Consider the following 12,670-nt stretch of genomic DNA (forward strand, 5'->3'; position numbering starts at 1 on the left):
ATTTTAGAATGTAACAACGCAAGGCTAACTATGTTCTAACTTGTCACGAAAATCAATATTATTAGTTAAAAACCATATCTTTGCATAAAAAAAACGACATGTTATCAACTATAAAATAGATTTCCCACATCGAAATATTTCACTATGGCGCACTGCCATTTTGTATATTTGTAAAGAACAAAAATATTCATACAACATAGCACTACATAATGTATTTTTATTTTTTACTTATACACTGCTGTATTTTACTTTGTATTTTTTTGTACTATTCACGTTATATTCAAGATCAAAAAAAACACATAAATATATTTTTTCTCTGTAATAAAAACTCGTTATTCTTCGCTATATCGAATTAAGCACTACTGATAGCTCATTAAATGACACTTCAACAAGCGTACCTGTTGTAATTTGCATTAAATCAACATTATTTTTAGCAATAAGTGCACAAATACCGCTACCATCTTCTAAGTGACCGGTAACTTCTGCGAGCACCTGCGTTGATGCAACACGTTCAACACTACATGTAAAACTATTTCTTTTATGAGCACTGTTATGATTATTTACATTATGCAGAGTTATATACGGAGCTTTCACCGTTGCAACAACAGGCTTTCCGATACTCAGGCGTAAAGTACGCAAACTTTCTTCAGTTATTACTGAAAAGATAGACAAATTGGACTCAGTCACAACCTCTACCTCAGCCATTACGCCATCCACAATTACATGCGCTACATGTCCAACAAAAGAGTTACGTGCACTCGTCCGCTGCTGTACTTCTTTATGCGCTTTGCGAACAATGGAAGTAACATCATCATTGGTATATTTTCTCAGCCCTGTCATTACATCCTGTGACAAATGTCCAAGCACATTGCTCACCACTAGTAACGGCACGCCACCGCGCATCATTTCTAACGCACGGCTGTAGCGAAGAACCCTCGGCGTTGCCAATTCTTTAGGTAATCCACAGTCCATCGCGCGTGCATAAAATGTTCTACGAACATATCCGGGGTCGATGTGGAAAAAGTTCCCGCGAAGCCCGCAGCCCATTGAACTTTCCAATATTTCTTGCAGTGCATTACTTACATGTTTTTCCAAAGGCACATCGCGCAATGTCTCATCATGACCCACCGTGACGATCTTTCGCGTGAAGTCGAACGCCGTGCGGTCATCCAGATTCAACACTTCTCCAAGACGCGCCCCGCTGTAACGCAAGAGTAAAAAAAGTGCCCGCATCCGCTGGCGTGATAAAATATTTTTTTGCTTATCTGTTGCAGCACACCACGAATCGAAGGAATGCAAAAACATTTTGAGTTGCTGCGGTTCAAGGTAACGCAATGATTCTGCTACGGTAAAAATAGAATGCGGCGAAAGACTTCCAGCATGTTTTGGCATGAAAACTCCATAGCAAGTCACGATTTTATATATTTTCGTGACCAACTTGTTCTAAAAAAACAATATTCTTAAAAGCGTAGAGAACTTACGAAGGCTGTAGTTACCGAGTCGATCTGGCAAATAAAAGTAGCTCTGTGCAGTGCCAAAGGAAATTTCCGAAAAAAGCAGGTCAGGCTTAGCTGAAATCCCGCTGTATTTCGAATATCCGCGTACTACGCACAGTTTGTCATTAATCAACAATCAATTTCTGTAAATTTAATTAGTATGTTATCGCCCCAACATTTGGAGACTTTACATGAAACGATTACTCATTTTGCTCATTGTTCTTTGTAGCTTTGTCCCTGCTCAGGCTCAGGATGCCGATCTCGTGATCGCTCAGGCAGCTAACTTTATGCCCGCCATGCAAGAGATTATTCCTGCTTTTGAAAAAGATTCTGGGCTGAAAGTACAAGTAACCTACACTTCAACAGGAAAGTTGTACGGACAAATCATTAATGGCGCTCCATTCGATATTTTTCTAGCAGCCGACACGCTACGCCCTGAAAGACTATACGCTGAAAAAATTGCTGAAAAACCATTTGTATATGCAAAAGGGCGAGTTGTCCTCTGGACTCGCAATGAGCATTTCTGCAAAAAGCCATGGAAAGAAATTGTGACAAACCACACTGTCTCCCATGTTGCGCTAGCCAATCCAGAGACAGCATCATACGGCACAGTAACAAAAGAAATGTTAAAAAAAGAACAACTGTGGACAGCAATGCAGCCAAAACTTGCTATTGGTCAAACCATTTCGCAAGTATTCCAATATGCAGCCACAGGCGCAGCCGATGTCGGATTCTGTGCATACTCATACATGTTTACCCCACAAGCAAAAGAAGGCTGCTACGTCCCTGTAAACGAAGCAGCCCCTGTCATCCAAAAAGCATGTATTATCAGTGGTACCGAGCACTTAGAAGCAGCCGAAACTTTTGTACTCTATCTTAGTTCACCAACAGTCACCGCCATCAAACATAAATATGGGTACGAATAAGCATGACGCTCACTCCACTCCTGCTTTCTGCAAAGCTGGCGTTCTGCACAATGCTGCTTATTCCCTTTTTAGCATTTCCCCCTGCTTATTTTTTAGCTTTCAGCAAATGCAGAGGAAAAAGCATGCTTGATGCACTGGTCACACTGCCAATGGTTATTCCTCCAACAGTACTTGGATTCGGTCTGCTGGTGGCAATGTCACCTTCAGGTACTGTCGGGTCAATATGGCATACCATTACTGGCAGCAGACTTATCTTCAGCTTCGCAGGAATTCTATTTGCTTCCCTTGTTTTTAATTTGCCTTTTGCTGTCCAGCCATTACGAGCGTCTTTTGAAAAGCTGGATAAACGATTATTAGAAAGCGCAGCTGTATTGGGACTATCCCCGTTTCAAACATTCTATCGTGTGATTATTCCAAACTGTATAGGCGGGATTGTAGCAAGCTCCATTCTGGTGTTTGCACACAGTCTCGGAGAATTTGGTGTCATTCTTATGGTTGGAGGAAGCATTCCGGGGCGTACTCAAGTCGCTTCAATTGCAATATTTGAAGCTGTAGAAGCTATGCGCTTTGATGATGCTCTCTTCATGTCTGCAACGCTGATTCCCGTCTGCTTTGTATTTCTTTTAATTATCAATGCAGTTAACCGGAGACAGCAATCATGACGCTTTCATTTTCGATTTCAAAGCAACTGGAAAATTTAACTGTCAACGTTGATGCAGTCTGTGATACGGGAACTCTTACAGCCATCGTAGGGCCTTCAGGTTCGGGAAAAACCACACTAATTCGCATGCTGGCAGGGTTAGAGACACCAGACAGTGGAACTATACAATGTGACAATACAGTCTGGTATTCCCCCAAAGACAACATTACGGTTCGCCCCCAGCATCGGCACGTTGGAATGGTGTTTCAGGATTATACGCTGTTTCCGCATCTTACTGTCGAAAAAAATATTCGGTTTGCCGCAGTACATCCTGACAAGGTTCCCGACCTGCTCCGCAATTTTGGCATTGACCATATCCGGCACAAAAAACCGTGCTGTATTTCCGGTGGAGAACGGCAGCGCGCTGCATTTTGTCAGGCATTAGCACGGGAACCCGTTGCGCTGTTACTAGATGAACCCTTTTCCGCTCTGGATGTAACGACAAGACGTAAGCTGCAAGAATTGCTATTAGCCATAAAAAAAGAGCTTCAAATTCCTATCATTCACGTAACACATGATTTGGAAGAAGCTGCACTGCTTGGTGATACGATTATTGCTATGGAACACGGGCAACTTTCGCCGGACTGGCTCACAAATCAGCTTATGGCAGCTAAAAAAGTTTCCGAAACAACTCTTCAAAAAACATGTACTCAAGTCCCACACACCTCTTTATCACAACCAGCAACCATACATGGAAAAGAAAATGCAGGCATTAGATAGCGTTCACGCAAAAGCACTTTCCTGCTGGAAAGCCGACAATCTTCTACAAGAAAAAATTGTTGTTTCCGCCAAGCCTCTCACCGCTGAAGAAGCTATCGGCAAACCGGATGACATGGACTACCCCATCCAACAAGGTAAAGAACACCTCATAGAAGCAGTATTCAACGGGCATAAAGGACAAGCCTTTACTGCAAGTCGCGGCACATTCTCCGGTACGTTGGAGGAGATTGCCGCACTTCCGCTATCAGATGATTTTAACCGCGCTGTATTTGTCGCAACGCTCAATGCAGTCAGCTGCGCGCAGCATACTGCGACAAACACAATTCATTGCAAAGACAATGCACCTAAAGAATGTGCTCAAAAATTAAGCGAGTACATCAAAAACAAATATGATGAATGCAAAATCACTATCATCGGCTTTCAACCAGCCATGGCAGAAGCACTTCACACGGTGTTTCAAGTACGCCTTGTCGATCTCGACCCGCAAAACATCGGGCTGGTAAAACGCGGTGTTCTTGTTGAAGGTCAAGAAAAAACAGGCGATGCCATTGCATGGGCAGACGTACTGCTTGTAACCGGCACAACCCTTGCCAACAATTCGATTGATCTGTTTCTCACTGACAAACCGGTCATCTTTTACGGAACCACCATTGCAGGTGCAGCAGCCTATATGAACTGGGAACGATTTTGTCCTATGAGCGATTAGCTGCTACCGCACCCATCCAAAATGCTTTGTAAGAACACCAGCTGCGGCAGAATCCATTTCTTTTTCTGCCTCTCTGAATGAATGGACAAACCGCCTTCCAGTTTCTGTAAGGCGGTATCCTTTTTTGTTGCCGCCAACTTTTGTAACAAGTGATTCTCCAATACACTCCTCAAGTTTTTTCAAGCGCCCCCACGCTCTTCTGTATGACATTCCAAGCTCTTTAGACGCTCCTGAAAGAGAACCCAGTGCATCAATTTGTTCAAGCAATACAGCTCCGCCGGAACCGAACAACAGATTTCCGTCTTCTTCCAGCCAAAACTTATATCTGACACTCTTTTTCGGCATATTTCATCTCGCTTTATAGAGTATAATTTACCCGCTTGTGATTTTTTTCTTAAGCAATCCAATACCTACACTGATTTTTTCGTAAAAAAACGTTTGACTTATTATGCCTCACTGGACATATAAAAAGCACCCAGTAATCGCCTACTAACTACTTTTTTTCATCAACCTGAATCGCAAAAAAGAGATTACAATGCAGGCAGTTCCAGTTCAAAATTCAATCGGTATGGTTCTCTGTCACGACATCACCCGCATCGTTCCGGGCGAAAGCAAAGGTCCTGCTTTTAAAAAAGGGCACATCGTAACGGAAGAAGATATTCCTACTCTTCTCGATATCGGTAAAGAACATCTTTATGTTCTGGATCTCTCCGAAAATCAAATCCACGAAAACGAAGCGGCTTTTCGCATAGCAAAAGCTGTTTCCGGTCCCGGTATCACACTCAGTGATGTTTCCGAAGGACGCGTCAACCTTATCGCTGATAAGGGTTTGCTCACTATTGATGTCGAGAAAGTTAACGAAATTAATGCCATTGAAGAGATTGTTCTGTCTACCATGCATACCGGACTGCACGTCCTTTCTGAAAGACCGGTTGCCGGTACCCGCATTGTTCCTCTGGTTACGGATAGGGCAAAAGTTGAAGAAGTAGAAGCTGTTTGCGCCAACAGCGGTCCTGTTATTCAGGTGAAACCGTTTAAACACCATAAAGTAGGTGTGGTTACTACGGGTAGCGAAGTCTACAACGGAAGAATTACAGATAAGTTCGGGCCTGTAATCCGCAAAAAATTTCATGCACTGGGTTCCAACGTCGTGGAACAAGTTTTTGTTCCAGACGACCAGCAGATGACAACTGACGCAATCAACACGTTCCTTGATTCCGGTGTTGATTTTGTTGTTGTTACAGGTGGCATGTCTGTCGATCCAGACGACAGAACGCCAGCCAGCATCCGCGACACAGGAGCAGACGTAGTCACCTACGGCTCTCCGACCTTCCCCGGTGCCATGTTTATGCTCGCCTACAAGGATAATCGACCTATCATCGGGCTTCCCGGCTGCGTTATGTATTACCGCGCCAGTATCTTCGATCTTATCGTACCACGCATTCTCGCAGGCGAAACCATTACTCGAAAAGATATTACAGATTTAGGACACGGCGGCTTCTGTGCTGGCTGCGAAACTTGCCATTTCCCACTGTGTTCCTTTGGTAAGTAGCCATACTACTTGGCTGGTTCTGCTGTAGAACCTCCTGCTTAATAACCTATATGTGATTGGTACCTTTTTACTGTATCGGCGACGTAACTGCCTGTGGATACAATTTGACGCAAGGTACCCGAGAGGAGTTTCCATGCTAAAAAAAATGCTTCATGTTAACGGCGTAGACCGCATGGTCATCTGCGAACAAGATGAAACCCTTGCAAACGTTCTGCGCGAAAACCTTGGTCTCACCAGCGTAAAAATCGGCTGCGGACAAGGTCAGTGCGGTAGCTGTAACGTTGTTGTAGATGGCAAGCTTAAGCGCACATGTACCATGAAAATGAAGCGTGTTGCAGAGCATACTAAAATTGTCACCGCAGAAGGAGTTGGTACTCCTGAACACCTGCATCCAGTTCAGCTTGCATGGATTGCTCACGGCGGCGCACAGTGCGGTTTCTGCACACCTGGCTTTATTGTATCTTCCTATGCATTATTGCTCGAAAATCAGTCTCCAACCCGTGAAGACGTACGTGACTGGTTCCAAAAACATCGTAACGCATGTCGTTGCACAGGCTACAAACCGCTTGTAGACGCAGTTATGGATGCTGCTGCTGTATTGCGCGGCGAAAAAACTCGCGACGAGCTTATGAAAGACGTACCGGTAGAAGGTCGTATTATGGGTACAAAATACCCGCGTCCAACTGCTGTTGCCAAAGTAACCGGTACACTCGATTACGGTGCAGACCTGGGTCTCAAACTTCCTGCCGACACATTACGCTGTGCTTTGGTACAGGCAGAAGTCTCCCACGCAAAAATTATTTCTATCGACACTTCCGAAGCTGAAAAAATGGAAGGCGTTGAAAAAATTATCACACACAAAGACGTTAAAGGTAAAAACCGCATCACCGGTCTTATTACCTTCCCAAGCAACAAAGGTGATGGTTGGGAACGTCCAATTCTTTGTGATGAAAAAGTATTCCAGTACGGCGATGCTATCGCAATTGTTTGTGCTGATACTGAAAAGCATGCAAAAGCAGCAGCAGAAAAAGTCAAAGTTGAACTTGAAGAGCTGCCTGCTTACATGAGCGCTCCTGAAGCAATGCAGGACGACGCTATCGAAATTCATCCGGGTACCCCGAACATCTACTTCGTGCAAAAAGTTGCCAAAGGCGCCGACACAGCTCCTATCTTTAAAGAAGCAGATGTAACTGTTGAAGGTGACTACTACGTAGGTCGTCAGCCGCACATGCCTATCGAGCCGGACGTAGGTTTTGCATACCGTAACGACGAAGGTAAACTTGTTATTCACTCCAAATCCATCGGTCTGCACCTGCACGCTGCTATGATCGCACCGGGTCTTGGTGAAGAGCTTGAAAATATCGTCATGGTACAGAACCCGTCAGGCGGTACCTTCGGCTACAAATTCAGCCCAACCATGGAAGCACTCGTTGGTGCTGCATGCATGGCTACCGGTCGCCCTGTATACCTCAACTACACTTGGTACCAGCAGCAGACTTACACCGGTAAGCGTTCTCCATTCTTTATGAATGTTCGCATGGCTGCCACCAACGAAGGTAAACTCCTTGGTTTGGAAACAGACTGGTCTGTTGACCACGGTCCTTACTCCGAATTCGGTGATCTTCTCACCCTTCGCGGTGCTCAGTTCATCGGCGCAGGCTACAATATCGACAACATCCGTGGTGAAGGTCGTACTGTTTGTACCAACCACGCTTGGGGTTCTGCATTCCGCGGCTACGGTTCTCCGCAGTCTGAATTCTCATCCGAAGTTATTATGGATGAACTTGCAGAAAAACTTGGTATGGACCCTCTGGAACTGCGTTACAAAAACGTATACCGCGAAGGTTCCACAACTCCTACAGGTCAAGACCCTGAGGTCTACAGCCTGCCAGAAATTATCGACACAATCCGTCCTAAATACGAAGAAGCTAAAAAACGCGCAGCAGAGCTTTCCACTCCGGAAGTTAAACGCGGCGTAGGTATTGCTCTTGGTGTTTACGGTTCCGGTCTTGATGGTCCTGACTCCGCTGAAGCAGCCCTCGAACTCGATGAAAAAGGCAACATTACTGTATACACAACTTGGCACGATCACGGTCAGGGCGCAGACATGGGCGCAATGACTACCGCCCATGAAGCACTTATGCCTATGGGATTCCCTGCTGAAAAAATCAAAGTATGCCTTAACGACACCAGCAAATGCCCTAACGGCGGTCCTGCCGGTGGTTCCCGTTCTCAGGTTGTAGTTGGTCGCGCTATTAAAGCTGCCGGTGAAGCACTTGTTGAAGCAATGAAAAAAGACGACGGCACGTACTACACCTATAAAGAAATGCAGGAAAACAACATTCCAACCCGTGTTAACGGTAAATGGACTGCACCTTGTACCGATTGTGACGAAAACGGTCAGGGTAACCCATTTGCATGTTACATGTACGGAATGTTCCTTGCTGAAGTCGGCGTAGAACTTGCCACAGGTAAAACTACTGTAGAAAAAATGACCGCAGTGACAGACATCGGTACCATCATGAACAAACTGGTTGTTGATGGTCAGATGTACGGTGGTCTTGCACAGGCAATCGGTCTTGCTCTTACAGAAGACTTTGAAGACATTAAAAAGCACTCCACAATGGTCGGTGCTGGATTCCCATATGCTAAACAGATTCCAGATGACATGGAACTCATTTACATCGAATCCAAACGTCCTGAAGGTCCATTCGGCGCATCCGGTGTTGGCGAACTTCCGCTCACCAGCCCGCACGCTGCTATCGTAAACGCTATCTACAACGCTTGTGGCGTTCGTATCCGCGCTCTGCCTGCACTTCCAGAAAAAGTGCTTGCAGGACTCAACAAGTAATCTAGATCAAACCGTCCGTGCTGCTCAGGCAGCACGGACGTATTCAGTGCACGCTATGGAACAACACGAACTACGCCAATGGGAAGCGCAGTGTACGCAAGAAGAAGCACCACACTGCCAAGCTCGCTGTCCTTTGCACATTGATGTCCGTGCCTTTTGTAAAAAAATGGCAGCAGGCAAAATGAATGAAGCTTGGGCTGTTTTGTATAAAAACATGCCTATTCCTCACATCGCCGCCAACATCTGTGATGGCGCATGTATGGAATCGTGCCTTCGTAAAGACCTTGGCGGCAGTATCGACATGCCGGAACTGGAGCGTTGCTGCGCTACAAATGCCACCAAAACTCCACTTATGCGCCCGCTTCCTTCCAAAGGTAAACGCGTCCTTATTCTCGGTAGTGGTCTCAGTGCGTTGGCTGCGGCATGGGAACTGGCTAAAAAAGGCATCAGCCCTACAATTTATTCCTCTACACCATACAAGGATGCTGAATCGGGCGATATCACATCTCTCGTTCCCCAAAATGCATTTGAAAAACACAAACAGGCATTCGAAAAACTTGGAGTCCTTTTTTCTGAAAAAGCACTGCCAGAAAACCTTGAAAGCGCCTGTTCCGAGTGGGATGCCATACTCATTGCCTCGCCTGATTTAACTAAAAATTACGCGTGTGAACTGATTGATTCAAAAATTCTTCAAACCAAAATTTCCTCTGTATTCGCCGTTCCCCCCCAGCGGAGAGTCTCAACGATAGAACGGATTGCTTTAGGCAAAACGTTAGCTTTCTCCGCAGAACGTTCGATACAGAACGTATCCTTTACCGCAGGGAGAGAACGCGAAGGGTCGTACATATCCCGCCTGCAAACTGCAGTAACCTCGATCTCTTCGCTACCCCGCCTTCCTGCAACCCCGCAGGGATACGATGAAGCGACAGCTATGCTGGAAGCTGGAAGGTGCATACAATGCGAATGTATGCAATGCGTTAACAATTGCGTGTATCTGGCAGAATTCAAAAGTTACCCCAAAGTCTATGTGCGGCAGATATATAACAATGCCGCCATTGTTATGGGAACACGACATGCCAACAAAATGATCAACTCCTGCATGTTATGTGGTCTATGCGAAGAAATTTGCCCAGAAGACTTTGCGGTACAGAATCTCTGCCTTACAGCAAGACAGGATTTAGTGGCAACTTCCACAATGCCCCCTTCCGCACATGAATTTGCGCTCCGCGATATGGCATTTGCCAATACCGCGGGTATGCTCGCAAAGAATGCACCTTCCGCTTCCACTAGCGCCTTCGCTTTTTTCCCGGGTTGCCAGCTTCCGGCAATCTCACCGCATCTTGTTGAAAGCACCTACGCTTACCTGCAAGAAGCACTTAACGAATCTGTAGGATTATTCATCCACTGTTGTGGTGCTCCGGCGCATTGGTCGGGGCAAAAAGAATTAATGCAGGCAACCGCAGATCAAATAACCAGCCACTGGAAAAATATGGGGAAACCCGTGCTCATTACCGGCTGTCCAACCTGCGCGACAATGTTTGCCGAATGCATGCCACACATACCGACTCGCTCGCTATGGGCTGTGCTGGAAGAAACAGGACTACCACCGACAGCTGCGGCTCCTCAGCAAAAGTATGTATTGCACGACCCATGTTCCACACGACACGATGAGCCGATGCGAAAACATGTGCGAGCCATTGCCGAAGCGTTGCATATTTCCACAACAGAGCCGACTCTTTCTGGATCATTAACAGAGTGCTGTGGGTACGGTGGTCTGCTTGATTCTGCAAATCCACCGCTTTCAAAAAAAGCATCGCAGCATAGGGCTGATGTTCTCTCACAATGCACTGAAGATGAACAAGACGTGCTCACCTACTGTGCAATGTGTCGTGACATGCTTTTTAGAACAGGCAAACGTACTGTACATCTTCTTGATCTGCTCTTTCCTGACTGTAGATCAACACTTTCGTGTTGCAACGCTGACCCAGCTGCGGTTCCGGTTACTGGTTTTTCAGATCGCCGTGAAAACCGTATGCGACTTAAAGAACATTTACTCACAACAATCTGGGGTGAAACAACAGAAAGCGCAGACCAAGACCTGCCGCCTATTACCTACACGGAACAGGCAAAGGCAGCGATGGAAGAACGCCGCATTCTTCGCAGCGACATAAGTAAAGTTGTGAAGTATGTTGAAACTACGGGTGAAAGCTTATTCAACACCAAAACACAACGGCACGTCAGTAGCTTCCGCCCTGTAAGCGTTACCTACTGGATGGAGTACACCAAAGATGACAGCGGGTATTGTATCCACAACGTATGGTCACACCGGATGCAAATCATCCCTCCTAAATAAGAGAACACTATGAACACATTACAAGTTTTACACGACGACTTTTCACACTGGACTTGTAGTCAATGCAATGAACCGCTTGTGTTTTCAGCTGTTGAACTGGTCTACCTCAAAAGCAATTTTTCTGTAGAACTACCTGTCTGCCCCAAATGCGGTTTTGTTCTGATTCCAGAGTCACTCGCCTTGGAAAAAATGGCAGAAGTAGAACAACTGCTGGAAGATAAATGAGCACTCCCCTCTGGCAGCATCCTCTTATGGCAACCCTTGAGGACGGTGCACTACGTCCGGGGGGGCTTAGTCTTACCCAACACACATACAACAAGCTGGATATCACACCTTCCACACAAATTCTGGATGCAGGCTGCGGCATAGGCGCCACGAGTAAATTTATTCAAAAAAGTTACCATGCCTCAGTTGTTGGAATAGACATTTCACATACCAATGTTCAGCAAACCCAAGCGCGTGGTGTTGCTGCTTTGCAAGGCACAATTGCACAACTCCCTTTCCGCGATGCAACATTCCATATTGTTAACTGCGATTGTGTGCTGTCTCTTTGCGATTCTTTACCAGCAGTCCTTTCTGAATTTTCACGGGTGCTCCGCCCTAGTGGTATTCTTCTATTCTCAGACCTCTATTACCGGAAGCAGCCCCATACTTCAGCAGATGCATCCCACGCAGGTTGCGCTAGCTCACCACTCCAGCTTGAAGCAGTATCAGCTGCCCTTACAGCAGCTAACTTTGCTCACATAACCAGCTCAGACCACACCAAAGAACTTAAAGAACTTACCGCAAAACTTATTTTTTCCGGCATCAAATCATGTTGCGCTGGAAATTCTGCACAGCAAACCACATCATACGACAAAAACATCGGCTATATCCAAGTAGTAGCGACAAAAAAGGAGTAACACATGCTTTCCGACATTCAACTCCAACTACTCCAGTGGGCAGGCAAAGGATATTGTTGCAGCCAAATTATGGTGGGCGTGGCTCTGGAGTTTTCCGGCATTGAAAACCCGCAACTACTGCGGGCTGCTGAAGGGCTATGCAGCGGCATGTCCAACTGTAGCGGAACATGCGGTCTGCTTACAGGAGGCTCACTACTCCTAGGATTATATGCAGGGCATGATGCTGAAACAGAAGAAAAAGATGAAAAACTCCCTGTTCTGCTGGAATCATTCACAGACTGGTTTACCCAAAAAACTGCTGAAGAACACGGCGGCATAAGCTGCGGACAGATTCTTGGCGAAAGCTGTGATGCACCAGTGCCAGATGCAAGCAAATGCGGAAACCTTCTAGCTGAAAGTTTTACCTACATTGAAACCCTGCTCACTGAATATGGATACGACATCACCGCGATAAAAGAGTAGCT

Annotated in this window: 12 protein-coding genes; 10 read left to right on the plus strand and 2 right to left on the minus strand. The window is 45.9% G+C overall.

The features are described from left to right. Positions 1-342: 342 nt before the first annotated feature. Entirely contained in the window at positions 343-1,392 is a 1,050-nt protein-coding gene (locus tag N4A56_RS05665; RefSeq protein ID WP_295545650.1) for a TOBE domain-containing protein, read from the minus strand. A 295-nt stretch (positions 1,393-1,687) separates the two neighbouring features. Between N4A56_RS05665 and modA the strand changes: the two genes are divergently transcribed. Genes modA through N4A56_RS05685 form a run of 4 tightly spaced genes read left to right on the plus strand, consistent with a single transcriptional unit; the run spans position 1,688 to position 4,548 of the window. Next, positions 1,688-2,422 carry a molybdate ABC transporter substrate-binding protein gene (modA, locus tag N4A56_RS05670; RefSeq protein WP_295545652.1) on the plus strand — a complete coding sequence of 245 codons (735 nt, stop codon included), beginning with the start codon at positions 1,688-1,690 and terminating at the stop codon, positions 2,420-2,422. 2 nt (positions 2,423-2,424) lie between these two features. After that, on the plus strand, positions 2,425-3,084 hold the full coding sequence (gene modB / locus N4A56_RS05675; RefSeq protein WP_295545654.1) for a molybdate ABC transporter permease subunit: 660 nt from the start codon (positions 2,425-2,427) through the stop codon (positions 3,082-3,084). Further along, positions 3,081-3,842 carry an ATP-binding cassette domain-containing protein gene (locus N4A56_RS05680; RefSeq protein ID WP_295545656.1) on the plus strand — a complete coding sequence of 254 codons (762 nt, stop codon included), beginning with the start codon at positions 3,081-3,083 and terminating at the stop codon, positions 3,840-3,842. The genes modB and N4A56_RS05680 overlap by 4 nt, the downstream gene beginning before the upstream one ends. Beyond that, a complete protein-coding gene (locus N4A56_RS05685; protein ID WP_295545659.1) occupies positions 3,814-4,548 on the plus strand; it encodes a DUF364 domain-containing protein in 735 nt (244 codons plus the stop codon). The genes N4A56_RS05680 and N4A56_RS05685 overlap by 29 nt, the downstream gene beginning before the upstream one ends. A gap of 3 nt (positions 4,549-4,551) precedes the next feature. On the opposite strand, the gene N4A56_RS05690 is transcribed toward N4A56_RS05685, so the two are convergent. Next, positions 4,552-4,893, minus strand: a complete 342-nt coding sequence (locus N4A56_RS05690) for a LysR family transcriptional regulator (protein WP_295545660.1) — start codon at positions 4,891-4,893, stop codon at positions 4,552-4,554. A gap of 190 nt (positions 4,894-5,083) precedes the next feature. Between N4A56_RS05690 and N4A56_RS05695 the strand changes: the two genes are divergently transcribed. The 6 genes from N4A56_RS05695 (at position 5,084) to N4A56_RS05720 (ending at position 12,668) form a co-directional block, all read left to right on the plus strand. After that, entirely contained in the window at positions 5,084-6,100 is a 1,017-nt protein-coding gene (locus N4A56_RS05695) for a molybdopterin-binding protein (RefSeq protein WP_295545662.1), read from the plus strand. A 133-nt stretch (positions 6,101-6,233) separates the two neighbouring features. Then, positions 6,234-8,951 (plus strand): molybdopterin-dependent aldehyde oxidoreductase, encoded by a 2,718-nt coding sequence (locus N4A56_RS05700; protein WP_293669976.1) that lies wholly within the window; start codon positions 6,234-6,236, stop codon positions 8,949-8,951. A gap of 55 nt (positions 8,952-9,006) precedes the next feature. Further along, positions 9,007-11,304, plus strand: coding sequence for a pyridine nucleotide-disulfide oxidoreductase/dicluster-binding protein (locus tag N4A56_RS05705; protein ID WP_295545664.1), 2,298 nt, complete (start codon positions 9,007-9,009; stop codon positions 11,302-11,304). A gap of 9 nt (positions 11,305-11,313) precedes the next feature. Then, the gene (locus N4A56_RS05710; protein WP_293669980.1) at positions 11,314-11,529 is read left to right on the plus strand and encodes a DVU_1557 family redox protein; all 216 of its coding nucleotides are present in this window, start codon (positions 11,314-11,316) and stop codon (positions 11,527-11,529) included. Continuing rightward, positions 11,526-12,206 (plus strand): DVU_1556 family methyltransferase, encoded by a 681-nt coding sequence (gene trsM / locus N4A56_RS05715; RefSeq protein WP_295545666.1) that lies wholly within the window; start codon positions 11,526-11,528, stop codon positions 12,204-12,206. Before N4A56_RS05710 ends, trsM begins: the two co-directional genes overlap by 4 nt. Positions 12,207-12,209: 3 nt before the next feature. Further along, complete coding sequence (locus tag N4A56_RS05720) at positions 12,210-12,668, plus strand: DVU_1555 family C-GCAxxG-C-C protein (protein ID WP_293669984.1); 459 nt, start codon at positions 12,210-12,212, stop codon at positions 12,666-12,668. The last annotated feature ends 2 nt before the right edge of the window (positions 12,669-12,670 follow it).

The organism is Halodesulfovibrio sp. (genome assembly GCF_025210605.1).
Taxonomy (GTDB): Bacteria; Desulfobacterota; Desulfovibrionia; order Desulfovibrionales; family Desulfovibrionaceae; genus Halodesulfovibrio.

Bases quoted from the DNA above. Each gene is read 5' to 3' on its own strand.
- N4A56_RS05665 (WP_295545650.1), bottom strand. From the start codon at position 1,392: ATGCCAAAACATGCTGGAAGTCTTTCGCCGCATTCTATTTTTACCGTA.
- modA (WP_295545652.1), top strand. From the start codon at position 1,688: ATGAAACGATTACTCATTTTGCTCATTGTTCTTTGTAGCTTTGTCCCT.
- modB (WP_295545654.1), top strand. From the start codon at position 2,425: ATGACGCTCACTCCACTCCTGCTTTCTGCAAAGCTGGCGTTCTGCACA.
- N4A56_RS05680 (WP_295545656.1), top strand. From the start codon at position 3,081: ATGACGCTTTCATTTTCGATTTCAAAGCAACTGGAAAATTTAACTGTC.
- N4A56_RS05685 (WP_295545659.1), top strand. From the start codon at position 3,814: ATGGAAAAGAAAATGCAGGCATTAGATAGCGTTCACGCAAAAGCACTT.
- N4A56_RS05690 (WP_295545660.1), bottom strand. From the start codon at position 4,893: ATGCCGAAAAAGAGTGTCAGATATAAGTTTTGGCTGGAAGAAGACGGA.
- N4A56_RS05695 (WP_295545662.1), top strand. From the start codon at position 5,084: ATGCAGGCAGTTCCAGTTCAAAATTCAATCGGTATGGTTCTCTGTCAC.
- N4A56_RS05700 (WP_293669976.1), top strand. From the start codon at position 6,234: ATGCTAAAAAAAATGCTTCATGTTAACGGCGTAGACCGCATGGTCATC.
- N4A56_RS05705 (WP_295545664.1), top strand. From the start codon at position 9,007: ATGGAACAACACGAACTACGCCAATGGGAAGCGCAGTGTACGCAAGAA.
- N4A56_RS05710 (WP_293669980.1), top strand. From the start codon at position 11,314: ATGAACACATTACAAGTTTTACACGACGACTTTTCACACTGGACTTGT.
- trsM (WP_295545666.1), top strand. From the start codon at position 11,526: ATGAGCACTCCCCTCTGGCAGCATCCTCTTATGGCAACCCTTGAGGAC.
- N4A56_RS05720 (WP_293669984.1), top strand. From the start codon at position 12,210: ATGCTTTCCGACATTCAACTCCAACTACTCCAGTGGGCAGGCAAAGGA.